This window comes from Yersinia sp. Marseille-Q3913 (genome assembly GCF_963892745.1).
GTDB lineage: Bacteria > Pseudomonadota > Gammaproteobacteria > Enterobacterales > Enterobacteriaceae > Yersinia > Yersinia bercovieri.
On sequence record NZ_CAWQAF010000095.1, the window covers coordinates 91,708 to 115,955 of the forward strand.

Sequence of the window (24,248 nt, forward strand, 5' to 3'; positions counted from 1 at the left end):
AGAGAATAGAAAACGATCGGCGCCACTAGGTTCTGACATGATTAATTCGAAGGAAAAGGTAATGAAATTGAATAATAAACTGCGCATCGCCGCCCTTTTAGTAACGGCATTGATGGCCCAGCAGGCGACAGCAGCGATTGCACTGGACAGAACCCGGGTGATCCTCAATGGCGGCGATAAGTCGATCAGCCTGAACATCAGCAACCAGAATAAGCAATTGCCTTATCTGGCGCAGGGATGGATTGAAGATGAGCAGGGGAACAAGATTAACTCCCCGCTGACGGTAGTTCCACCGGTTCAGCGTGTGGAGCCAGGTGCGCTCAGCCAGCTAAAAATACAGACCTTGCCAGCGGTGAGCCAGTTGGCACAAGACCGTGAAACGCTCTACTACTTTAACTTGCGTGAAATTCCACCGCGCTCGGAAAAAGCCAATACCTTGCAGATTGCGCTGCAAACTCGCATTAAGCTTTTTTACCGCCCAGCCAGCATCGTGCCACAAAAGGCCGACATGGCGACACCGTGGCAAGAAAAAGTGCAGTTGACTCGCCAGGGCGATCGCTACCAGGTGAATAATCCGACGCCGTATTACATCACGCTGGTCGATGCCAGTGAGAGCAAAAATGGCAAAACAGCTGCGGGCTTCAAGCCGCTGATGATCGCACCAAAATCACAGGGCATGTTAGATGTCAGCGCGGGTGCATTGGGCAGCAAACCGGTACTGACTTACGTCAATGATTTTGGTGGCCGACCAAAAATGATCTTTGGTTGTACTGGCAGCACCTGCTCAGTGGTCGAAAGCGTTAAATAACTGTTTATCTCGGTACGGCTTTAGCTGAGCAGATGAGACGACAGCGCGGATGTCAGACTGAACGATGAAAAAGGAATATGGGATGAGTGTTGTTTATCGCCGCTCTGTTTGTCGCGGCCCGGTTGGTCGCTACATAGCTAGTCGGCTGCTCCCGATGGTCATGATGACCTTCATCGGCGCGACGACATTGTTAAGCAGCTCTGCATGGGCGCTGAATAAAGTTGCGGCAGTCAATGTCACGGTCAATATTTTTGCTGCGCCGCCTTGTGTGATTAACAGCAACAGCATGATCACCGTCGATTTTGGTGATGACCTACTGACTTCGCGCATTGACGGCGCTAATTACATGAAGCCGATAAGCTATAGCCTGAACTGTACTGCGGCAGCATCCAATGCCATGAAAATGAGCATCAAAGGTGATGGTGCTACGCCCGACGCCAGCTATTTAAGAACTAGCAACACGGGTTTAGGGATCAAATTGATGCGCAGTGGGCAAGCATTACCGCTCAATAGCACATTCAATTTTACCTATCCGACAATCCCTGTGTTGCAGGCTGTACCGATAAAACAAACAAGTGCTGCATTGGCGACTGGTCTTTTTACCGCAGCAGCCACCATGGTTGTGGAGTATCAATAATGAAAAACAGCGTATTGATATCGCGCGTTTCTGTTGCGGTGGTTCTGGTACTAAGTGGTCAGTTGGCGTTTGCCGAGAATATGCAATTTTCGGGCACACTGATTAATCCCCCACCTTGCATCATTAGTGGTGGTAGCACCATCGATGTTGCTTTTGGGGAGAATCTTGGGGTGAACAAAATTAATGGCACCAATTATACCCAGAGTGTGCCCTACACCGTCACCTGTGATACGACGCCAACTGGCAGTTCGGAATTGGGTCTGACGATCATTAGTGGCTCTGTGACCACCTTTGATGCCGCAGCTATCCAAACCGATACCCCGGATCTGGGTATTCGAATACTGAAAAATGGCACCGCTTTTACACTGAATACACGTGTTCCGTATGACAATAATAACCCGCCGGTGCTTCAGGCAGTACCGGTCCAGGCACCGGGTGCGACATTAACTGAAGGGGCCTTTGCAGCCACCGCCACATTATTAGTGGATTATCAATAGGATCACATGATGGCTAATTTTAATCTGTTGATGCGCCCTGAGCGAATTATATTCAGCATTTTGATGCTGAATATTGTTTGGGCGATGCCAACATGGGCCGCTGATAATATGCGTTTTCACGGTGCATTAGTCGCGGAGCCTTGCACAATACGCCCTGGTGACGAAGCTATTGCGTTGAATTTTGGCACGGTGGTCGATAAATATCTGTATTCGAATCAACGTACTTTAGGTAAGCAATTTCAAATTCATCTGGTCGATTGCGATATCAGCCTGGGTAATACCGCCAAAATTATGTTTACCGGCAACAATAATCTTAAATTACCGGGGTTATTGTCGGTTACTGATGCTGATATGGGAATAGGCATTGGTATCGAAACATTGGCGGGTAGACCCTTACCTCTAGACCAGGCTAGTGAAGATATTTCGCTGAACGCGGATAGCAATATTATTACTCTGAAAGCTTATGTTCAGGGTGAGCCAGATGCCATTACCCAGCGCACGATTAAGCGCGGTGAGTTTAATGCAGTTGCTACATTTAGCTTGCAATACTATTGAGCGGTGAGTTCTCCCGCCTGATGTTATTCCAACGCCAAGTTGTTGCCGCTGAAATTTATTATCAACAGCACGAATGCTGATAGGACAATGGAACTTAAATAAATGGAACAGCCTAATATGCGATCGAATACTGGATATTGCTGGCTAATAGCTTGCGTGCTGTTCTTATTGCCGCTCTATAGCCAGGCCAGTGCCTGGGTTTCGACCCAAACAAGAGTGGGAACGCAATATCAGGGGACATTCGCCTGGCCAACTGAGGAGATGCAGGGGGTGCTTTGCACAGCTGCATCTTGTTCTGTGGCGATATGTCACTACTCGACGGCGGCGAATGCTGAAATATGTGGTAACCCATCCAATGCCCTGACCCGGGTTATTGTTTCGCAGGGGGCGACTGCGGAGATGATGAGAGCAGCTTTTGTGGCTAAAAATGGAGTGTCAGGAAGTTGGGGCACCGTGACACCTGATCCATTACGTGCTGTTGGTAGCTGTTTTGGTGTGATGTATTGGCAAGGGTCCAATGATGGAAATACCACCGGTAGGGTCATTCCCGGCTCCTACTGCGGTGCGGTTCCACCGACACCTGAGACCTGTGAAGTCACCGGTGATGTCTATATCAACCATGGTTCGCTTAATCAGCAATCTGTTGATGGTGCAATAAAAACTGAGCCATTGATTATCAACTGCACCGCCAGAACATCAGTGATATTGACACTGGTGGGTGGCAAAAGTATCAACCTTGGACAAAATGGGAATTTGACCTCGACATTGAAAGTGTCGGGGCAAGACCTGTCCAGCGGTGTCACGGTAACCGCTGCGGTGGGAAACACCCCTTTCCTGATTGAATCAACACTTCATGCGCCAGCATTACCTGACGCGGGCACGTTTAGCGGAAGTGGAGTGGTGATTATGTCATACCTCTAAATATAGAATTATATGCACTCTTAATCTGAGTGCATGATTATTATGAAGATAAAATAGTGTTTCAAATGCGCTATTTTAATATTCATAAATTGAGGTGTTTAACTGTTATTTAAATATAGCAGCGAATCCTCTCGGCATTTATTTGTGTGTTATTTTAAGATGAATAAATGTTATTTTTGAGTTGTAATTCATTGCGTTTATATAGTATAAATTCACTGTGTTTTGGTGGTTGGTTATTAAGATTTAAATCTATAACTAAAAACGCATACTTCAATGGGCTATTAAATAATAGGCTGTAATTTTTTATTTTTTCTTTAAGGAAAAACTCATGAAAAAAATTAACCTGGCTGATGCCAATACAATCGTTGGCGGTACTGGTACTACTTGTAAAGATACTTTTGAGTGGCTGACTGGTAGCACCACTTTAACTTGTCAGGCAATCACGACTTGTACTGACAAACACGGTAAAGTTGTTAGCCGTACAGTTGCACCTTCTAATGTTGCTAACTGCAAATAAGATGTGGCTTTAAGTCTTCGTTAATCTCTATTGATATTTAACGATGCCTCTGGCAAGTGCAGGGCGAATGACTGTGCTTGCCTGCTTTGTTTTTATTAATGCGGAATCTATTTTCGGATTCAAGAATTTTCGCATTAACTGAATGCTAAGAAACACGAATTTAAGCCGACATAAATATGATTTAACACTTGTTTATGTCTTTATCTGAACCTTGAATGTGAATACACCTTTATGTCTATTAAAAACGATATGTCGACAAAAAACAGTATATTTAGAAATAAGGGATTTTTTATCGGTTACACACTGTTGGTTATCCTTATTTCTTCATTGATAACAACAGCCTATTTCCACTATTTCGTGCTTAATCAAGATACCCAGGAAACGCTGTTTTCTGTCAGCGAAAGTGAAGTTGCAAACAGCCCAATCAAAGACGATAAAACGATTATTGAAATCTTCTCCTATGGCTGCCATTACTGCGCCATCAATGAAGAGAATGTCGCACAATTAGAAAAGCGTATGCCAGAGGGCAGCCGCTTTATTCGCCTACATATCAGCAGTGATAAAACCTCGGGGCTGGGGCGTTTCGCACCGATGTTCGCCACATTATCTGTGATGGGCATTGAGTCGCAGCATCGGCAAAGTGCTTACAAAGCGGTACTCGAAGATAACATCGATTTCAGCGATAACAGCCAACTCGAGAACTGGTTAAAAGCTAATGGCATCGATGTCGCCAAATATCAGCAAGCTAGCCAGTCTGCACAAGCCAAAGCGCTAATCGCTTATATGACGGCAGTGACGGCGCACTACAAAATTGACGCCACCCCGACCTTTATTGTCGGCAAGAAATGGATTGCGTTACAGGATCGTGAATTCCCGGCGTTCTCGGATCACCTCTTGTCACTACTCGAGCACGATAAGGCGCTGGAGAAATAATGAGACTGCTAGCCGTATGGGGTTATTTTGCCTGGAGAAACCAGCTGGATAAGCTGGCTTTTAGCGGGCAAGCATTCACCCGCAGGCAGGCCCAACTGGCTATCTGGCTATTACGGCACGGTGATTATCGCTTTCTACTGATGCTCGGCGCTCTGCGCCGGGCTTTCGGTTTGGTGTCACGGCGACAGAAGAATCTGGCCCATGTGGCGGCGGCCAATAGCCAATGCTTATTGGCCGACCAGAAAAGCCCGTCGGCGCAAAATTTTATTCGCACTGCACAGCGGCGTCAGGTGTTGGAGTTGGCGGCAACCTATGGGCAGAATCGGCGGATTTTAGCGCAGTTGGCTGCCTGTACCCAGCAGTTGGACAGTCAGGTCAGTGCACTGCACGCAGCCGGTTCGCCGGTTGTTTTGGCACCACTGCACATGGTTTCGGATGTGCTCGCCGGCATGGTGGGCGCTGGGGCTTATCCGGGTCAGGCGACAGTTGTGGTCTCGGCTAGCGCTGAGGCTTATGAAGAGCAGGCGCGGCAAATGGGTGGGGTGAATATCTCTTATTGCTCCATTCATGCTGATAGCCGTGCGATTGCCGGTAACCTGATGGACGCCATTATGGAAGCGGCAGAGCATAAGCGAAATATCATGGTTTTTCCGGATATTACGCCTGATTACACCGTCAATAATCAGATGGCAGAAACCGCCAAAATGCCCTGCCAGCTGTTTAACCGACCCGCCAATTTGCACAGTGGCATTATTCGCATTGCCAGAGCACTGTCGGCGCAAGTGGTTTTTTATTACCTGTATTACGACAAAGGGATAAAAATCCATATTTACCCTGCGCTTAGCGCGCGGGATGTTAAAAAGAAATTACCCGAATTGATCGAAACGTCAATGAAGCAGCATCCGCAGGATTGGCTGTTATGGCACTCGCATTCGTTATTTTTTATTAATGAATAATGTCACTCATCAAGAATAGTAGAAAATGGAAAAGATAATCCCGACGCAAGTATTTCAAAGCGAAACCAATGAATGCGGCTTGGCCTGTATCTCAATGCTGGCACAGACGCAGGGCATCAATGCACCGTTGGAAAGCTTGCGGGAGCGCTATCCTGCCTCACAGCATGGCACATCACTGGCCACGCTGTGCACTATTTTGTCTGAGCTGGCGATCCCGGCTTATCCGGTGGTGTTTGAGCATCAAGAGCTGTCAGCTATTCCGCTGCCGGCCATCTTGCACTACGGTGCGAGCCACTATGTGCTGCTCGCTTACCGTAAAGGTAACTATGTCTGCGTTATGAATCCGGCGATCGGGCAGCAGCTACTGCCGATGGATGCCCTAAAAGCAGAGATCAGCGGCTATGCGCTGGTGCTGGATCCCGAAACTCCAGCCTCGCCTGAAGCGGTGAAGAAGATGGAACACAGCAAGCGGCTTAGTGCGCTCGACTGCATGAGCCTGAAAGAGACCGCGAGTGTTCGTGGTATCTACTGGCTGATGACGCTGGCGTTTTTGATCTCCCTGACGCTATTTATCATGCCGACCATGGTCAGCAGCGCTATCAATGATGTGTTCTCTTCTGTCGGCGATAAAGATTTTCCCTACTTCTATTTTCTGCTGGCCTTTGTGGTCTCCACCTCACTCGCTTTCTGTGTGCGGTACATCACCGAGCGCTACATCAAGCAATTCGTGGTGCTCAATAGCGTCGCGGGCTTCGCCCGTCTGCTCAGCCATTCACTCAACTTTTTTGATAAGCGGGCGCCGGGCGATATTTTCAGCCGCTTCTCGAACTGGCAAATGGCCGCCACCCAAAAAATTGAGTTGGATAATGGCCTGCGCACCGACTGGATTATCGGCACCATTGCTTTAGCCGTGATGTGCTATATGAGCCCATTGCTGGCGATGGTCTCTGCGGTTGGCGTAATGTTGATGGGGCTTATCAGTATTTGGGCCATCTACCGTGACCGCTATTACACCCAGCAGTTGCAGGTTAAAGGCGCTGAGCAAAGTGATTTCATTTTAGAAACCATTCAGGGCTTCTCCACCATTAAATCTGCCGGTTTAGCCAGCCAACGGCAAGGGGTGTTTGCCGGTCTGGCGCTGTCACTGTTCAGCGCATTACAGAAGAAAAAAATCTACGATCAGGTCAAAAATAGCCTCTATCAGCTGATCGGCAGCCTTGAAATGGTGTTCTTTATGTTGCTGGCTCTGCCGATGTTGAAGCAGGGCACACTCAGCTTGGGCGAGTTTTTTGCCTACAGTTTTGTACGCGAAATTTTCACCTCATACATCACCAAGATTTTCTATGCGATTTTGCAGAAAAACCAATTACATGTGATTGATATCCGTGCCCGTGATCTGTTCCCTGCGGGGCAATCAACGCCGCCTGAAAACAGCTCGTCGATCCCTCCGGCGATCCCGTCGTTTACCCGCCAGTTGGATTACCAGCATATCCGTTTTGCCTACGACGCCAGCCAGCCAGTATTGCGCGATTTGTCACTGTCACTGACCCGTGGAGAGAGTGTGGCGATCATCGGTGAGTCCGGTGCCGGGAAGAGTACCTTGCTGAAAGTGATGGCAGGATTGATGCCGCCACAGCAAGGGCAGGTGTTGGTCGATGGCGAACCGGTTGATTTTCAGCAGGCCCACGCGCTGTTCTTCCTGCAAAGTCAGGAGGATATCCTGTTCAACGCCTCGGTATTACAAAATATCACCCTGTTTGATGGCCAGTTGGATGCGGATAAACGCCAGCGCATTGAGTGCTCACTGCAAGGGCTGCAATTAACTTCGGTCATCGATAGATTACCGGGCGGCCTCAGCGCACTGGTGCGTGAAAGTCACGCCGCGCTCTCTTTAGGGCAACGCCAGCGGTTATTACTGGCCCGCGCGATGTACAGCGATTGTCCGGTTTTGGTGCTAGATGAACCCACCGCCAATCTGGATGAAGAAACGGCCCATCAGGTGATGCAGACCCTATTGGCTCATTGCCGCGAATACCAGAAAACACTGATAACCGTAACCCACAGTGACAGTGTGCTGCCGATGTTTGATCGGGTTTTCCGCTTGCACGACGGCCAACTGGTGCGTTTTTCTCAATCGGTGACCTCAAACCACCTCACGCCAGCGGCGGTTAACTGATGCGCATCAATATGACCAGTAAAACAGGGCGCTTAGCACTGATCCTACTGATATCCCTGCTGTTGGTGATGGGCTGCGGGGTTGCGCTGTGGTTATCGGATAGCCAGCAGGCCGCACCACCCTTAACTGAAACCATTGGTCGCGGTGATATTGAAAGAAATGTCATGGCAACCGGCAGCTTAAAACCCTCATTGCAAGTCAATGTCGGTGCGCAAGTCAACGGGCAGTTGACCAAGCTTTATGTCAAGCAGGGCGACCGTGTAACCCGAGGCCAACTGCTGGCTGAAATCGACCCCACGTTACAGCAGAACGAATTACGTAAAACCGGGGCTGAATTAGAGAGTGCGCAGGCGCAGAAACAGGCCGCGCAGGCACTGTTACGCCAATATTTACTGGAGCTTCGCCGCCAGCAGACCTTGATAAAAGAGGGCTCAGGTATGCAAAGCACCCTGGAAAAAGCGCAGGCGCAATACGATAGCCAAGTGGCGCAGTTACGCGTGAATGAAGCTTTGATTGTGCAGAGCCAAATGGCAATGGAGACAGCCAAAGCCAATCTGGCCTTTACGCGCATCATGGCGCCCATTGATGGTGAAGTGCTGGGCATCGTCACCAAAGAGGGGCAAACCATTGTCTCCTCACAAAGCGCACCCACCATTCTGGTACTGGCGAATGTCGATACCATGACGGTACATACCCGCATTTCCGAAACCGATATTCTTAAAGTCAGTGTCGGGCAGCCGTTATGGTTCTATGTGGTAGCTGATCCTGAGCGCCGTTACGAAAGCCAAATGGATGCCATTCAGGAAGCATCAGCGGAGAGTTTACGCGAAGATAGCGCCGGACAGCAGCCCAACCAGCAGCCTTCCGCCATCTATTACACTGGCATATTCAACATCGCCAACCGCGAGCGGCTGTTGCGCACCTCGATGACGGCACAAGTGTTTATTATCACCGCGCAGGCGAAGAGTGTGCTGCGCGTGCCACTCTCCGCGCTGGGTGAACAGCAGCCGAATCAGCGCTATCGGGTGCAGGTGGTCAATGGCAAACAGATTGAGACTCGCTGGGTAGCCCTTGGCCTGCGCAATGGTCAATATGCTGAAGTGAAAGAGGGGTTAGATCAGGGTGATCAGGTGGTGCTGATGGGTGCGCCATCGGGAGCGACCCATGAGCCATAACAGTGCTCATGCTGGCGCGGGTCCGCTGATCCAGCTCAAGGGCATTTATCGCCATTTTACTTCTGGCGCGCACTCTGTCGCGGTGCTGAAGAACATTTCTCTGTCGATTCACAGCGGCGAAATGGTGGCGATCATTGGTGTTTCTGGTTCAGGTAAATCGACGCTGATGAATATCATCGGCTGTCTGGATAAGCCGACGCAGGGCGAGATGTCGATTCATAACATCCCGACGCGCGAAGCCAGCAGCGAACAACTGGCGCAATTAAGAAGCCAGTACATCGGTTTTATTTTTCAGCGCTACCACCTGATGCCCTACTTAACGGCCAGCGAAAATGTGGTCATTCCGGCACTCTATACCGCCATGACTGCCGCCGAGCGCCAGGAACGTGCCGCCTACTTGCTGCGCCGCCTGGGTTTGGGTCAGCACCTGTTGCACAAACCGGCACAGCTCTCAGGGGGGCAACAGCAGCGGGTCAGTATTGCTCGCGCCCTGATGAATGGCGCGGGAATTATTCTAGCGGATGAACCGACCGGTGCGCTGGACAGTGCCAGCGGGCAGGAGCTGATGGGAATACTCCACGGCCTGCATCAGTCCGGTCACACCATTATTATCGTGACCCACGACCGCAATATCGCCAATCAGGCTCAGCGCATTATCGAGATAAGCGACGGTGAGATCATCGCCGACGGCCATAACGATGTAGCGGAGAGCGCGGTGGCTCATGCGGCGTTACCCGCGACCGTAGCCACTGGCCGCCCACACTGGTGGTTGAGTGTCAGAGAGGCCATCAAAATGGCCTGGCGCTCACTGCTTGGCCACCGCATTCGTGCCTTTTTATCGATGCTGGGCATCATTATCGGCATTTCGTCGGTGGTCTCCTCCATGGCTGTAGGGGAGGGGGCACGACAAGAAATCCTTAGCGAAATCAGTCAACTTGGCACCAGTACGCTGGATATTCGCCCCGGATTGGGCTGGGATAAACCGCGTCCTGACCTGGAACGCTCCCTCACGCCAGCGGATGTGGCATTGCTCAGCCAGCAACCATATGTCGATAGCTTGTCGCCGGTGGTCAGCAAAATGGTGACTGCGGTGCGTGGCGATAAAAAAGTGATGGTCAATCTTTCTGGGGTCAGCAGCGGCTATTTTCAGGTGGAAGGGCTGAACTTTATTAACGGCGAGGGATTTGACCCAAGCCATGTCAGCGCCCGTGAGCCAGTCGTGGTCCTGCAACCTGAACTGAGTGACACGCTGTTTGCTGGTGGGGAAAACCCGATTGGCGAGATTGTGCAACTCGACGGTATTCCGTTACGGGTGATGGGGGTCGCCAAACGTTCAGGTATGCAGTTTGGTGGATTGCTGAGCGCGTGGATGCCCTATACCTCGCTGACGGAGCGCATCTCTGGTGAGATGCCATTGGAGTCGATCACCCTGCGGGTGCGTGATGGTTTCGAGTTGAATGCGGCCCAGCGCGAAGTTGAGGTGCTGCTGGATCAGGCCCACCGTCAGCGTGACTTTTTTATTCTGAGCAATGATGAAATGAGCAAAGCCATCCAGAAAACCTCTGATTCAATGACACTGCTGATCACGGCAATTGCTGCCATTTCACTGCTGGTCGGGGGGGTTGGTGTGATGAACATCATGCTGGTGTCGGTAACCGAGCGCACCCACGAAATAGGGATCCGCCTGTCAGTCGGCGCGCGCCAAAGCGACATCATGCTCCAGTTCCTGATTGAAGCGGTGGTGATCTGCACCCTTGGCGGTTTGATTGGCATCGCCGGCTCGGCGCTGGCTGGGGTGGTTTTCTCGTGGGTGACGCAGACATTCACCATGGTTTTCACTTGGCAGCCGTTGGCGCTGGCGTGCAGTTTTTCTGCGCTTATCGGGCTGGGATTCGGCTTTTTCCCTGCACGTAATGCCGCTCGTTTGCACCCGACCGAGGCGTTGGCTAGAGAATGAATAGATTGATTAATGCCGGGCTTATTGCACTGCTGCTCACCGGTTGCGGCTCCCTGCTGAAAAGTGATTATCAGCGGCCGATGTTGTCGGTGCCCGACGAGTGGCGGGTTAAGGAGAGTGGCGGCGGCTACCTGAAGCACAGTGTGCACTGGTGGGAGAATTTCGACGATCCACAACTATCGGAAAGCATCAACCGCATGTTGCTCAGCAACAACGATCTGGCCGCAGCAGGGCTGAAATTGCAGCAAGCGCGGCTAACTGCGGGGCTGACCAATACCAATATGACCCCCAATGTCACGCTGAGCGGTGCGGGCAGTAATACCCGTTCGCTGAATGAAAATACTCAGCCACGAGAGAGCTATAGCACCTCGCTGGGGTTGAGCTACGAGCTGGATCTGTGGGGCAAACTGGCCCGCGCCCGCGAGCAATCGGCGTGGCTGGTGAATGCCACCGAACAGGATCGCCAGGAAACGGCGCTGTTGCTGATTGGCACCACTGCGGATCTCTACTGGCAGATTGCCAAATTCAATCAGCAGTTGAGCTATCAACAGGCGGCACTGGCTATCTCGCAGGATACCCTAAACATGGTGCAATCGCGGCTGGCGGCAGGTGATGCCAGTGAGATAGAGCTGTTGCAGGCGCAACAGACGTTGTTGGATCGCCAAAACCAGTACCAAAATCTCGAACAGCAGCGGGAAGCCGCACGTAATGCCATGGCGCTGCTGTTTAACCGTGCGCCTGATTATCGTCAGGCAGAACGTCACTCATTGGATCTACAGCAGCAGGTGCCAATAGCGGAAAGTTTGCCACTACAGGTGATTGCCCTGCGGCCAGATGTACAGGCCGCCGAGTGGCGCTTGCGTGCCGCATTGGCCGGATCGGATGTGGCCAAACTGAACTTCTACCCGACACTCTCGCTAGGTGCCACGTTGGATGCCGGTAGTGCGGTGTTTTCACAATGGTTTAGCAACCCGAGCCGCACCCTTAGTGCCAGCGGCGCGTTGCCATTCTTACAGTGGAATACCGTGCAGCTCACCATCGATCAGTCAAAACTGGAGGTGCAATTGGCTGCTGTCGATTTCCGCCGCAAAGTTTATAGCGCGCTTAAAGATGTGGATGACGCGATGACACAGCGGCTGAGCTATCAGAAACAGAAACAGAATCAGTGGCAGAACCTGCAACTCAGCCAACGTCGGTTGAGCCTGACCAACAGCCAATATCAGGCGGGTGCCATCTCATTTCAGACCTTACTGGACGCGCAGGACGCCCTGCTGACCAGTGAAACCAGTTTGCTCGAACTGCAATATAACTACCTGAATGCCACCATGAAATTGTGGTTAGCCCTCGGCGGCGGCGTGGTTAGCAGCGGAGTTGATAACAGTAAGGACAGTAAAGGAATCAAATCATGACGAAGAGAGATAAACAGCGCCGCGTTGTCGTGACCGGTTACGGCAGCGTGACCCCGATGGGCATGACCGCACAGCAGAGTTGGGACGCCATTATGGATTACCAATTGGGCTACCGCTATTACGATAAATCTGAGCAAGGCATCAAGTCGCGCTTTTTTGGCTTGCTTGACGCTGAACCCAATCTGAAATCGGTTCCTGCGGCCATTCGCCGCCGCCTACCGCGCTATGCCCGACTAGCACTGGCGGCCGCACGTGAAGCCATGGGCATGGCGTTCGGCGAACAGTCGCCGGAAGCTTATTATGATTTGCTGGATTGCGGCACCATCATCGGCAGCGGCTGGGCCGGGCAAGATGAGACCCATGATAACTACGAAGGCTACCTGGAAACCGGGCTGGGCACACCTTTCGGCTGCTTCCTGTCGATGCCGAATGCCGGTACTGCCGCCTGTAGCTTGTACTGGGGGTTACGGGGTTATCAGAACTCACCGATCGCCGCTTGCGCCACCGGAACTATTGCCATTGGTGATGCATTTGAAATTATCCGCAGTGGCCGCGCATCAATGATGCTGGCAGGGGCGGGTGAATCACTGCGCAGTGATGCGGCGGTGTGGAATATAGATATCTTGGGTGCACTGGCGCGCGAGCAAGAGGATGTGACCAAAGCTAGCTGCCCGTTTAGCCTGGATCGCAACGGTTTTGTACTCTCTGAGGGGGCGGCAGTCTTGTGCCTTGAAGAGCGCGAAGGGGCGATTGCCCGCGGCGCGACTATCCTCGGCGAGATCAAAGGCTACGGTAACTACTCCGATGCCTTTGACTTTACGGCACCAGCAGAAGATCGGGTGGCACGGGTGAAAACCATTCGTCACGCCTTGCAGCAGGCGGGTTTGAGCGCTGAAGAGATTGATTACGTTAACCTGCACGGCACCTCGACTCAGCTTAACGATCTGAATGAAACTCAATCTATCAAGCAGGCATTTGGTGATGCGGCTTATACCACGCCACTTTCCAGCACAAAATCCTACTCCGGCCATTTGATTGCTGCAGCGGGCAGCTTTGAATCGATCATCTGCCTGCAAGCGCTGAAGTATCAGATTATGCCCGCGACCTGTAACCTGAAAAACGCCGATCCGCAGTGCGATCTGGACTACATCAGTGAAGGGCATCGGCCAAAAGCCTTGCGCAATACGCTAAACCTTAGCTTCGGCTTTGGTGGGGCGAACGCGGCATTGGTTATCGGGCTGGATTGAGCATGATCTTTAACTACACCCTCAGTGATGCCGAGCGCTGGGCTAAGTTTTCCGGTGATTACAACCCGATCCATTTTGATCTGCAACATGCGCAGCACCTTGGCTTACAGCAACTGACTGTTCACGGTATGCGCGCGATGCTGGATATTAAATATCAGCTCAGCGCGGCGCTATTACTTGCCATGCCTCAGGCGGATTTCCTGCGCTTTAACGTGCGCTTGCGCCAGCCAGTGCAGTGCCACACCGCCTATCAACTGCAACTCAGTGAGGCGGTGGGACAGGTTAGTGGCAATTTGCTGGATATTGACACTGGCGAAAGCTGCTTCAATAGCAAATTGCGCAGCGGACCCGCGCTGGAACAGATGAAAAGTGATCAATGGAGTTCGCTATCGGCGGAAAAAGTGCATCAGTTCAGCCAGCAATTTCCTGGCAATGCAGCAGAACCGGCTGAGTGTTGGGGATTTTTCGACGCGCTGCTGTTTAAGCTGTTAGTGGCCGCCCCTGAAACTCTGGCGACCGCTAAAGCGGTGTTGCCGGGGATTCAGGCGGAGACCTTGATTGATATTTTCAAGCATGTGCCGGTCATCCAGACACATCATGACGTGCATTTCAGTGCGGATTTACTGCGCAGCAACCCGCATCTATTTGTCCGTAGCGCGCTGCAATACATCATCGAACCCACGTTAATTGTCGGTAACGCCGAAGATGGCTGGGTATTGCGCGCCGCTATTCAGGCCCGGTCAGACGCCGGACCTTTAATCACCACCGCCGTAACATTAAAAACGTGGCCGTTAGCCGCGAACTCAATAAGGATTTGACCATGGAAAAGTATCAACACGTTTATGACACCGTTTGCGAAATGTTGTGTGACGCCAAAGATCTGGAAATGTCAGCGCTATCACCTGAGATGTCGCTGCATCAGCTGAAACTCGACAGCCTGGATTACGTCGAACTGATGGTTTTGGCAAAGCGCGAATTCGGTGCCACGCTGAATGCCGAGATGTTTATGGAAAACCCAGATATGACTTTAGGCGAGCTTTGCCAGAAATTAGCTGAGCAGAAGAGATAATATGATGAGCAGGAAGTGGGTATTGATTACCGGCGGCAGCCGTGGCATTGGCCGCGCATTGGTCGAAGAGCTGGCTAAAGAGTGGGATGTGGTTTTTACCTGGCGTAGCGGTGAGCAACAGAGCCGCGAGGTGATAGCAAGCTGCGCAGGACTAGCCGGCTCGGTGACCAGTTATTGCTGTGATGGTAGTCATGAGGCGGATGTTGACCAGTTGGCTCCGGAGTTGTTGGCGAAATATGGCCCGCCCGGTGCGGTAATCCATAACGCTGGCATTACCGGTGATAGCTTACACATTCAGCAAAATGGTGATAACTGGCGCAATGTGCTGGACACCAATTTGAACTCGGTCTTCTACTGGAATAAGCATCTATTGCCGCAGATGATGATGCAGGGCGAGGGTGCGGTGTTGCTGATCTCTTCAGTCACCGCCATCAAAGGCAATATCGGGCAGAGCGCCTATGGTGCCAGTAAAGCGGCGATGATTGGCCTTGGCCGCTCGCTGGCGCTGGAGATGGGGCGCTTTGGTATTCGGGTTAACTGCCTGCTGCCGGGGATCATCGACAGCGACATGACGCGCGCGATGCCTGCCGATGCCTTAAAAGGGCTGCGCAAACAGATACCGTTACGGCGCTTGGGTGAGGTGCAGGAAGTCGCCCGCGCCAGCGCCTTTATGATTGGCGATGATAGCCGCTACATGACTGGCCAGACACTGGTGCTGGATGGCGGGTTAACGGCTTAAGTTTGGCGTTAATATATCTTGGCTAACTATTCAGTGGAAATGGTTAGCCATGGATTGGCCCGCCACTAATTTAAAAAACAAGGCTGAACCTTAGGGTTATGCCCTGTTTTGTGATGTATGACACCCTCCCTCGATTTCATCGTGATACTGCTCACAATAAACTGGGCATTTGCCTAAAAAACCTCGCCTTTATTGCTGCTTTTGCAGCGAATTTCCTAATGACTATTTGATAGTTATCTTCAATACTGATTAAGTGAAATGTGATTCCATTTAAAAAGATCTAACGTTCTACTATTTGCAATAATCAAATCATTATTAAAAATAAGGGATTAGTGTTTCCCGCGCCGAGGGATGACGGCCATTTAGTCAGGAAACACTCGCGAAGCGGCCACCGTTTCGATTGAAAACGAGATGAACTTTAAAGGCAGGTAATCAGGTGAAAATAATCTCAGTAGATGTAACTGTTTTTTCTTATCCCACCCGGCGAGTTTCTGATACCGCAGGGCATTCGCATCCCGGTGAGGAGTCGCAGGCCAAAATGGCGATGCTGACCTTGACCACTGATGAAGGCGATTGTGGCTACGCCTTTGCTCCGCCAGAAGTCATTCGCCCGCACATCATCAATAGCTTCTTTAAAAAAGTGTTGATTGGGCAGAACCCCTTTGACCGCGAGCGGCTGTGGAATGATTTAGTGCACTGGCAGCGGGGCAGCGCCAATCAATTAACCGATCGGGCGCTGGCGATTGCTGAGCAAGCTATCTGGGATCTGCTGGGGCGCAAGCTGGGCCAGCCCGTTTATAAGTTACTCGGCGGGTATCGCGATAAAGTGTTGGCCTACGGCAGCACCATGTGTGGTGACGAGTTGGCAGATGGCTTGTCCACGCCTGATGAGTATGCGCGCTTTGCCGAGCAACTGGTCGCCAGAGGGTACAAGGGGATTAAGCTGCATACTTGGATGCCGCCGGTCTCCTTTGCGCCGAGTCCACAAATGGACGTCCGTGCCTGTGCCGCAGTGCGCGAAGCCGTGGGGCCGGATATCGCACTGATGCTCGATGGCTACCACTGGTACAGCCGCAGCGACGCGCTCTATATTGGCCGTGAGTTACAAAAGCTGAATTTCAGTTGGTTTGAAGAGCCGATGGAGGAGCAGAGCATGGCCTCTTATTGCTGGTTAAGGGAGAACCTACAGATTGACATTATTGGGCCTGAAAGTCTGGCGGGTAAATACTTTAGCCGTGCTGATTGGGTGAAGGCTGGCGCCTGCGATATTTTACGTGCCGGTGTTCAGGGCGTGGGCGGCATTACCCCTTGCTTGAAAGTGGCGCATTTGGCGGAATCTTTCGGCATGGATTGCGAAATCCACGGTAACGGCGCGCCTAATTTGGCGGTGGTCGGGGCTATCCGTAACTGCCGCTGGTATGAGCGCGGGTTACTGCATCCGTTCCTCGATTATGACGAGCCAGCCGCTTACCTCAACAGCATCATCGACCCAATGGACAGTGAAGGTTATGTCTCACTGCCAACACGCCCTGGCCTGGGTGAGGATATCAATTTTGACTATATCAAGGCCCATACCCTGAGTGCGGAATAACCTAAATCTTAACCCGATCTTTGGCGAGGGTAGCCAGCCGAATCAGGTGCTATTTGATATCAATCTGGCAGTAAAAAATGGCGAGATTTTTGGTTTGGTGGACGAACCCGGTTTTGGTAAAACCACGGTGCTAAAATGTCTGGTGGGGCTATTTACCACTGGACGGTGCAGTTAACCCTCAACCAAATACCCCTGGCGCTTCTGATTGGAAGCACCAGCGGATCAGGACTCATCAGTCATCTTCTTTAGCCACTGAATAAAAACATTAATTTTTGGCCATTGCCGGTTTGATAGCGTAGCGACGTAATAGCGCTGTGCGCAGCTCACTTCCATGCCGGGAAACGGCATAATCAGTTCTTGGTTTTCCAACCGTTTGGTCACCAGCTTCTTGCGCCCCATGGCGACACCGACATGGTTCATGGCAGCAATAATCGCTAAGTCGGAGCGGTCAAAGCCCATGCTGCGTTGCATGGGATCAATATCAAAGCCTGATTGTTGACTCCAGGCATTCCATTCACTGATATCAGAGTCATAGCTCCAGGCTTGCCGATCATGGAGCAAAGTACATTGGCGCAGGTTGATCAGATTGCCATAAAGTTGGTGTTTTTCGGCATATTCTGGGCTACATACCGGCACCATCGATTCATCCATCAAGTGTTGATATGACAGTTTATCCGGCGTTTTATCGTCAAAATAAATAGCCAAATCAATACCGCCCCCTTGAAAGTTAACATTCTCATTGCCAGTCAAAATATTGAGGCTGATGGCAGGATAGCGATGGGCAAAATCAGCCAGTTTAGGTACCAGCCAGCATTGGGCGATGGAGGGGCGAGAATAGACAGTCAGTGTGCCTGACAGCTCCTGATTTTTTATTTCCAGGATTTCCTGATTCAGGTACTCCAGTGACGATTTAAGTACCCAAAAAACCCGCTCCCCCTCACTGGTTAACTCCACTTTGCGGTGAAAGCGTTGGAATAGCTTGAACCCCAACTCCTCTTCCAGACTATTAATCCTGTGGCTAACGGCGCTGGGGCTGATAGATAACTCATCGGCTGCCAGTGCAAAAGAGCTATGTCGAGCCGCGATTTCGAAAGTGTAGAGTTTAGATAGCTGATAGCCATTCAGTAATTTGTTGCGGGTGATATAGCTTTTTTCCGGGTACATAACGTTTTCTCAGATAATCTTTTTTGGCTAAATAGCATACGCGCTTACCCGTAAATAAGCGATTTAGGATTACTTAGTGTGATGCTAATTACAGTTAATAACTAAAGTTTGACCAATGTGGTGCTTTTGATTCAATCTGGTTCATCTTAAAGGCGTTTTTTATCATTTGTCAGTGCCAACCAATTCTTATTCAATGTGAGCAGAATTTATTATGAGATGAGGTTGGCTATGGACTCACAGATATGGGTAGTGGGGACTTTATTAACGAGTATCATCATTATTATTTTCACCATCGTAAAACTGAAAATACATCCTTTTCTGGCGCTATTATTAGCCAGTTTTTATGTCGGGTTATTAATGGGCATGAACCCAGTGGAGATGGTAAATTCCATTGAGGGTGGGATTGGCGGAACGCTGGGCTTTTTAGCCGCAGTGATCGGGCTGGGCACCATTTTAGGTAAAATGATGGAAATCTCCGGTGCAGCAGAGCGCATCGGTATCACTTTACAGCGCTGCCGCTGGTTATCACCAGATGTCACCATGGTGCTGGTCGGGTTAATATGCGGCATTACACTGTTTGTTGAAGTGGGCGTGGTGTTATTGATTCCACTGGCTTTTTCTATTGCAAAAAAAACCAACACTTCACTCTTCAAGCTGGCTATTCCGCTTTGTACTGCCTTGATGGCAGTTCATTGTGTGGTGCCGCCACATCCGGCAGCCATGTATGTCACCAATACCTTAGGGGCTGATATTGGTACTGTGATTATCTACGGGTTAGTCGTCGGGTTAGCAGCATCATTAATCGGCGGGCCACTCTTCCTGCGCATGGTCGGTAATCGCCTGCCATTTAAAACCGTACCGAAAGAGTTTGCCGAAATTAAAGTTCGCCATGAGGATGAACTGCCTTCATTGAGTTCGACCTTATTTACTGTATTACTGCCCATTATTCTGATGCTGGCGAAAACCGCCGCAGAGCTAAATATGGAAAAGGGCACCACACTCTATTTAATATTAACGTTTATGGGTAACCCAATAACGGCCATGTTTATTGCCGCGCTTGTCGCCTATTACACATTAGGCATCAGGCAGAACATGGGGATGAGTACCTTACTGACTAAAACGGAAGACAGTTTTTCCTCTATTGCCAATATCCTGTTGATCATCGGCGCGGGTGGGGCGTTTAACGGAATATTAAAGGCCAGTGGGCTGGCAGATACGCTGGCGGTAATTTTATCAAATCTGGATATGCACCCAATATTACTGGCATGGCTAGTGGCGCTGATTCTGCATGCGGCAGTCGGCTCGGCGACAGTTGCGATGATGGGGGCAACCGCCATTGTCTCTCCGATATTACCAATGTACCCCAATGTCAGCCCAGAAATTATCACACTTGCTATTGGCTCCGGTGCAATTGGTTTCACCATTGTGACTGATTCGCTATTCTGGTTAGTAAAACAGTATTGCGGTGCGACTCTGAGTGAGACATTTAAATATTATACCACCGCGACTTTTATCGCATCGCTGATTGCACTAGGCACTACTTTCCTACTTTCCTACATCATATGATCGAAAAGAGACATTTTATGAAAAACACTGAAATTGATAAATTAATCACAGATTTCCCCTTGGTTAAAAAGCTTATCAATTTAGAGGCAGTGACGTGGTTTAACCCGCAGGCGACTACCGTTGAAGAGGGGATGCCTTATGTTGGGCTATCGAAACAAGATGTTGCTGATGCTGAGGCTCGCTTGCAACGCTTTGCGCCATATCTGTGTTTGGCATTTCCTGAAACACAAAAGACCCATGGGATTATTGAGTCAGACATTGTGGCGATCCCGGCGATGCAGCAGGCCTTGCAACAGCGTTATGGGGGCGAGATATCTGGGCGTCTGCTCTTAAAGCAAGATAGCCACTTGCCGATTTCCGGTTCAATTAAAGCCCGTGGCGGTATTTATGAAGTGTTAACCCACGCCGAAAAACTGGCGCTACAGGCTGGTTTATTGGCTGAAACCGATGATTACAGCAAGCTGTTTTCAGATGACTTTCGGCAGTTCTTCAGCCAATACCGCATTGCAGTGGGTTCTACCGGTAATCTGGGAATGTCGATTGGCATCATGAGTGCCAAATTGGGATTCAGTGTCAGCGTACATATGTCAGCGGATGCCCGTGAATGGAAAAAACGTAAATTGCGTGAGCACGGAGTCAATGTGGTGGAGTACGCGCAGGACTACGGCGTGGCGGTGGCGCAAGGGCGTAAACAGGCAGAATCTGATGTTAATTGCTTTTTTATTGATGATGAGAATTCCCCAACACTCTTTCTGGGTTACTCGGTCGCGGGCAACCGGCTAAAAAAACAGTTTGCCGAGCAACAGATCTTGGTGGATGAAAACCACCCGCTGTTTGTTTATCTTCCCTGTGGTGTAGGTGGTGGCCCCGGTGGCGTGGCTTTCGGTTTGAAATTGGCATTTGGTGACCATGTTCATTGTATTTTTGCCGAACCTACTCATTCACCATGTATGTTACTGGGAGTCTATACCGGATTGCATGATGATATTTCTGTGCAGGATATCGGCATAGATAATATTACTGCCGCAGATGGTTTGGCAGTAGGGCGGGCATCCGGGTTTGTTGGTCGCGCGATGGAACGCTTACTGGATGGTTTTTATACCTTAAGTGATGGCGAAATGTATGACTTGTTGGGCTTGTTAAATCGCGAAGAGAGCCTGCAACTGGAGCCTTCTGCATTGGCTGGTATGCCAGGACCGGCACGGGTGAGTATCAGTGCCGACTATTTGAGAAAAAATCACTTAAGTCCAGAAAAAATGCACAATGCGACCCATCTGGTGTGGGCCACCGGCGGAGGCATGGTACCTGCGCAAGAGATGGCGAAGTACCTCTCAATGGCGAATATTTGATTTTCTGCATACATAGACGTTCGCAATGCACTATTCGAGTCAATAGACTATGACAGGATAGTGGATCATGACGTCAACATACCGCCGGTGAAAATTAGCCGGCGGCATGTTTTTACTTTAATTCAACTCAATTTAACCTTTACCGTCAATTAGCCTCTATTACCTCGTGCTGCAATAATGGCATCGGCAACATTGCGTGGTGCTTCGGCGTAGTGCTTGAACTCCATGGTGTAGGTTGCACGGCCTTGTGACATCGAGCGCAATACGGTGGAGTAACCGAACATTTCGGATAGCGGCACCTCTGCGCGGATAATCTTCCCGCCGCCAATCATCTCTTCCATGCCCTGTACCATCCCACGGCGTGAAGAGAGATCGCCCATCACGTTACCGGCGTACTCTTCCGGTGTTTCCACCTCGACGCTCATAATCGGCTCCAGAATTACCGGTGATGCCCGTTTGACCGCCTCTTTGAAACCAAAGATCGCCGCCATTTTGAACGCCAGCTCAGATGAATCGACCTCGTGATAGGAGCCAAATGTCAGGGTCACTTTCACATCTACCACCGGATAACCGGCTAAAACCCCGGTATTGGTGGCTTCGAGTACCCCTTTTTCTACTGCGCCGATAAACTCACGGGGAACCACGCCGCCTTTGGTGGCATCGACAAAGGCAAAGCCGCTGCCCGCCGGCTGTGGCTCAAGGGTAAAGACCACATGACCATATTGCCCTTTACCACCGGACTGGCGAACAAATTTACCCTCCACATCGGTCACGGTTTTGCGCACTGTCTCGCGGTAGGTCACCTGCGGCTTACCGATATTGGCTTCCACACCAAACTCACGTTTCATGCGGTCGACAATGATCTCCAGATGCAACTCACCCATACCGGAGATAATGGTCTGGCCGGACTCTTCGTCAGTACGAATGCGGAACGACGGATCTTCCGAGGCCAGTCGTTGCAGTGCGATGCCCATTTTCTCCTGATCCGCTTTGGTCTTCGGCTCAATCGCCTGCGAAATCACCGGCTCAGGAAACTCCATGCGCACCAGTGTAATCACCGCATCCGGGTCACACAGGGTTTCACCCGTGGTGACATCTTTCAAACCGACGCAGGCGGCGATATCACCAGCCCGTATTTCGTCCACCTCGATCCGGGTATTGGCATGCATCTGGACGATACGACCAATACGCTCTTTCTTGCCGCGAATTGGGTTGTAAACGCTGTCGCCTTTGCGCAGCACACCAGAGTAGACGCGCACGAAAGTCAGCTGGCCGACATAGGGGTCGGTCATCAGTTTGAACGCCAGCGCCGAGAATTTTTCATTATCATCGGCCTGACGGCTCACTTCGTTGCCATCTTCATCGGTGCCACTGACCGGCGGAATATCCACTGGTGATGGCATCAGTTCAACCACGGCATCCAACATGCGCTGCACCCCTTTGTTTTTAAAGGCGCTGCCACACATCATCGGCTGGATTTCACCGGCAATGGTACGGATACGCAGACCCAGGGTTATCTCATCCACGGTCAGGTCACCGGTCTCCAGATACTCTGTCATCAGCACCTCAGAGGCTTCAGCCGCTTCAGCAACCATCTTCTCGCGCCACTCATTGGCAGTCGCCAGCAAGTTTTCTGGAATTGGCTCATAGCTGAAGGTCATGCCCTGCGAAGCTTCATCCCAGATAATGGCGCGCATCAGTCGCAGATCCACCACGCCAGTGAAGTGATCTTCACTGCCGATCGGGATAACGATCGGCACCGGATTAGCTTTCAGGCGATCAATCATCATCTGCCGCACGCGGAAGAAATCAGCACCGGGACGATCCATCTTGTTGACGAACGCCAGACGCGGCACACGGTATTTATTGGCCTGACGCCAGACGGTTTCTGATTGCGGTTGTACGCCACCGACCGCGTCATACACCATGACTGCACCGTCGAGTACCCGCATGGAACGTTCCACCTCAATGGTGAAATCCACATGCCCAGGGGTGTCGATAATATTAATGCGGTGCTCCGGCAAGGTATGGTCCATCCCTTTCCAGAAGCAGGTCACGGCAGCCGATGTAATGGTAATGCCACGTTCCTGCTCCTGAGCCATCCAGTCGGTAGTCGCGCCGCCATCATGCACTTCACCCAGCTTATGACTAACGCCGGTGTAGAACAAAATACGCTCAGTGGTGGTGGTTTTACCGGCGTCGATGTGGGCTGAGATACCGATGTTGCGATAGCGCTCGATAGGAGTTTTACGTGCCATATGAAGTCCTTAGTAGATAATGGCAATTTCGGGGCGAGCGGTTTGATGCTCTGCCGGGAAGTTGTTTGGTTATGTGCCACATGACCCTTGATGATCACATGATCGCGATCAGTATAGTCGCATTGTACTAATATACACGTACAATTTAATTGTTTGTTCTGAAAATGTGCAATAATGGCGGTGAGTCAGGGTTGGAGAGGTTTTCAGCATGACACTAGAATTATGAGTAGGGTCGAGATGAAGTATAGGCTATATTGCCGCCCGCCAAGGGCCAGTCGATGTGGCCGAATTAGGCCATATGGGGGGTATTTACCCAAGGCTGTCGTTTATCAATAGGAACACTATGATTGCAAATCACCCTAAGCGTGAGCAGATCCGTTTGGAAAATGTGCTGACGGCTTTAGGTAATCCGCTGCGGTTAGCGGTGGTTCGTCGGCTGGCAGCAGGGGGCGAATATGCTTGTGGCACCTTGGTGCAGGGGCTATCTAAATCAACCCTGACGCACCATTGGCGTGTGTTGCGTGAAAGTGGCGTTATCTGGCAGCGGCCTTGCGGGCGGGAGAGCTTATTATCGCTGCGACGTGAGGATATTGATGCCCGTTTCCCTGGTCTGTTGGATGTTTTGCTGAGTGCAGTCGAGAATGATGCGACCACGGATGAGTCAACGGCGAAACATCTGTCGGAAGATGAAAGCAGGATTTGATAAAAACAGGGCTTAATTAAC

General features: G+C 50.8%; 22 protein-coding genes and 1 pseudogene. 21 read left to right on the forward strand and 2 right to left on the reverse strand.

The window, feature by feature from the left end; all coding sequences use genetic code 11:
- Window positions 1-61 precede the first annotated feature (61 nt).
- The 18 genes and pseudogenes from AACW11_RS20445 to AACW11_RS20530 form a co-directional block, all read left to right on the forward strand.
- Complete coding sequence (locus AACW11_RS20445) at window positions 62-808, forward strand: fimbria/pilus periplasmic chaperone (protein WP_212585358.1); 747 nt, start codon at window positions 62-64, stop codon at window positions 806-808.
- 82 nt (window positions 809-890) lie between these two features.
- Complete coding sequence (locus AACW11_RS20450; protein ID WP_212585359.1) at window positions 891-1,445, forward strand: fimbrial protein; 555 nt, start codon at window positions 891-893, stop codon at window positions 1,443-1,445.
- On the forward strand, window positions 1,445-1,942 hold the full coding sequence (locus tag AACW11_RS20455; RefSeq protein ID WP_212585360.1) for a fimbrial protein: 498 nt from the start codon (window positions 1,445-1,447) through the stop codon (window positions 1,940-1,942). The genes AACW11_RS20450 and AACW11_RS20455 overlap by 1 nt, the downstream gene beginning before the upstream one ends.
- 9 nt (window positions 1,943-1,951) lie before the next feature.
- Window positions 1,952-2,497, forward strand: a complete 546-nt coding sequence (locus AACW11_RS20460) for a fimbrial protein (protein ID WP_032897810.1) — start codon at window positions 1,952-1,954, stop codon at window positions 2,495-2,497.
- A gap of 117 nt (window positions 2,498-2,614) precedes the next feature.
- Window positions 2,615-3,418: an MrpH family fimbial adhesin gene (locus AACW11_RS20465; protein WP_249192811.1), complete on the forward strand. Its 804-nt coding sequence runs from the start codon at window positions 2,615-2,617 to the stop codon at window positions 3,416-3,418.
- 328 nt (window positions 3,419-3,746) lie between these two features.
- The gene (locus tag AACW11_RS20470; RefSeq protein WP_212585362.1) at window positions 3,747-3,935 is read left to right on the forward strand and encodes a DUF4762 family protein; all 189 of its coding nucleotides are present in this window, start codon (window positions 3,747-3,749) and stop codon (window positions 3,933-3,935) included.
- Between the two features lie 306 nt (window positions 3,936-4,241).
- Window positions 4,242-4,868 (forward strand): DsbA family protein, encoded by a 627-nt coding sequence (locus AACW11_RS20475; protein ID WP_212585415.1) that lies wholly within the window; start codon window positions 4,242-4,244, stop codon window positions 4,866-4,868.
- Window positions 4,868-5,824, forward strand: coding sequence for an ABC transporter (locus AACW11_RS20480; RefSeq protein ID WP_212585363.1), 957 nt, complete (start codon window positions 4,868-4,870; stop codon window positions 5,822-5,824). Before AACW11_RS20475 ends, AACW11_RS20480 begins: the two co-directional genes overlap by 1 nt.
- A 25-nt stretch (window positions 5,825-5,849) precedes the next feature.
- Window positions 5,850-8,000 (forward strand): peptidase domain-containing ABC transporter, encoded by a 2,151-nt coding sequence (locus AACW11_RS20485; protein WP_212585364.1) that lies wholly within the window; start codon window positions 5,850-5,852, stop codon window positions 7,998-8,000.
- Window positions 8,000-9,175, forward strand: coding sequence for an efflux RND transporter periplasmic adaptor subunit (locus AACW11_RS20490; protein WP_212585365.1), 1,176 nt, complete (start codon window positions 8,000-8,002; stop codon window positions 9,173-9,175). The genes AACW11_RS20485 and AACW11_RS20490 overlap by 1 nt, the downstream gene beginning before the upstream one ends.
- Entirely contained in the window at window positions 9,165-11,132 is a 1,968-nt protein-coding gene (locus AACW11_RS20495) for an ABC transporter permease (RefSeq protein ID WP_212585366.1), read from the forward strand. The genes AACW11_RS20490 and AACW11_RS20495 overlap by 11 nt, the downstream gene beginning before the upstream one ends.
- Window positions 11,129-12,541 (forward strand): efflux transporter outer membrane subunit, encoded by a 1,413-nt coding sequence (locus tag AACW11_RS20500; RefSeq protein WP_212585367.1) that lies wholly within the window; start codon window positions 11,129-11,131, stop codon window positions 12,539-12,541. Before AACW11_RS20495 ends, AACW11_RS20500 begins: the two co-directional genes overlap by 4 nt.
- A complete protein-coding gene (locus AACW11_RS20505; protein WP_212585368.1) occupies window positions 12,538-13,788 on the forward strand; it encodes a beta-ketoacyl-[acyl-carrier-protein] synthase family protein in 1,251 nt (416 codons plus the stop codon). The genes AACW11_RS20500 and AACW11_RS20505 overlap by 4 nt, the downstream gene beginning before the upstream one ends.
- Before the next feature lie 2 nt (window positions 13,789-13,790).
- Entirely contained in the window at window positions 13,791-14,606 is an 816-nt protein-coding gene (locus tag AACW11_RS20510) for a MaoC/PaaZ C-terminal domain-containing protein (protein ID WP_445285836.1), read from the forward strand.
- A 2-nt stretch (window positions 14,607-14,608) separates the two neighbouring features.
- Window positions 14,609-14,857: an acyl carrier protein gene (locus AACW11_RS20515; protein WP_005274096.1), complete on the forward strand. Its 249-nt coding sequence runs from the start codon at window positions 14,609-14,611 to the stop codon at window positions 14,855-14,857.
- A 4-nt stretch (window positions 14,858-14,861) separates the two neighbouring features.
- The gene (locus AACW11_RS20520) at window positions 14,862-15,596 is read left to right on the forward strand and encodes an SDR family NAD(P)-dependent oxidoreductase (protein ID WP_212585416.1); all 735 of its coding nucleotides are present in this window, start codon (window positions 14,862-14,864) and stop codon (window positions 15,594-15,596) included.
- Between the two features lie 436 nt (window positions 15,597-16,032).
- Entirely contained in the window at window positions 16,033-17,187 is a 1,155-nt protein-coding gene (locus AACW11_RS20525) for a mandelate racemase family protein (RefSeq protein WP_212585370.1), read from the forward strand.
- Window positions 17,177-17,385 (forward strand): annotated as a pseudogene (locus AACW11_RS20530) (ATP-binding cassette domain-containing protein); the annotation flags it as partial. The gene AACW11_RS20525 and the pseudogene AACW11_RS20530, both read left to right, overlap by 11 nt.
- A 24-nt stretch (window positions 17,386-17,409) precedes the next feature.
- Here the strand turns inward: AACW11_RS20530 and dsdC are convergent.
- Window positions 17,410-18,351 carry a DNA-binding transcriptional regulator DsdC gene (gene dsdC / locus AACW11_RS20535; RefSeq protein ID WP_212585371.1) on the reverse strand — a complete coding sequence of 314 codons (942 nt, stop codon included), beginning with the start codon at window positions 18,349-18,351 and terminating at the stop codon, window positions 17,410-17,412.
- 228 nt (window positions 18,352-18,579) lie between these two features.
- On the opposite strand from dsdC, the gene dsdX reads away from it, so the two are divergent.
- Both dsdX and AACW11_RS20545 read left to right on the forward strand, forming a co-directional pair.
- On the forward strand, window positions 18,580-19,917 hold the full coding sequence (gene dsdX, locus AACW11_RS20540) for a D-serine transporter DsdX (protein ID WP_212585372.1): 1,338 nt from the start codon (window positions 18,580-18,582) through the stop codon (window positions 19,915-19,917).
- A gap of 17 nt (window positions 19,918-19,934) precedes the next feature.
- Window positions 19,935-21,266 carry a D-serine ammonia-lyase gene (locus tag AACW11_RS20545; protein WP_212585373.1) on the forward strand — a complete coding sequence of 444 codons (1,332 nt, stop codon included), beginning with the start codon at window positions 19,935-19,937 and terminating at the stop codon, window positions 21,264-21,266.
- 149 nt (window positions 21,267-21,415) lie between these two features.
- On the opposite strand, the gene fusA is transcribed toward AACW11_RS20545, so the two are convergent.
- The gene (gene fusA / locus AACW11_RS20550) at window positions 21,416-23,524 is read right to left on the reverse strand and encodes an elongation factor G (RefSeq protein ID WP_212585374.1); all 2,109 of its coding nucleotides are present in this window, start codon (window positions 23,522-23,524) and stop codon (window positions 21,416-21,418) included.
- A 343-nt stretch (window positions 23,525-23,867) separates the two neighbouring features.
- Between fusA and AACW11_RS20555 the strand changes: the two genes are divergently transcribed.
- The gene (locus AACW11_RS20555; RefSeq protein WP_212585375.1) at window positions 23,868-24,227 is read left to right on the forward strand and encodes an ArsR/SmtB family transcription factor; all 360 of its coding nucleotides are present in this window, start codon (window positions 23,868-23,870) and stop codon (window positions 24,225-24,227) included.
- Window positions 24,228-24,248 lie beyond the last annotated feature (21 nt).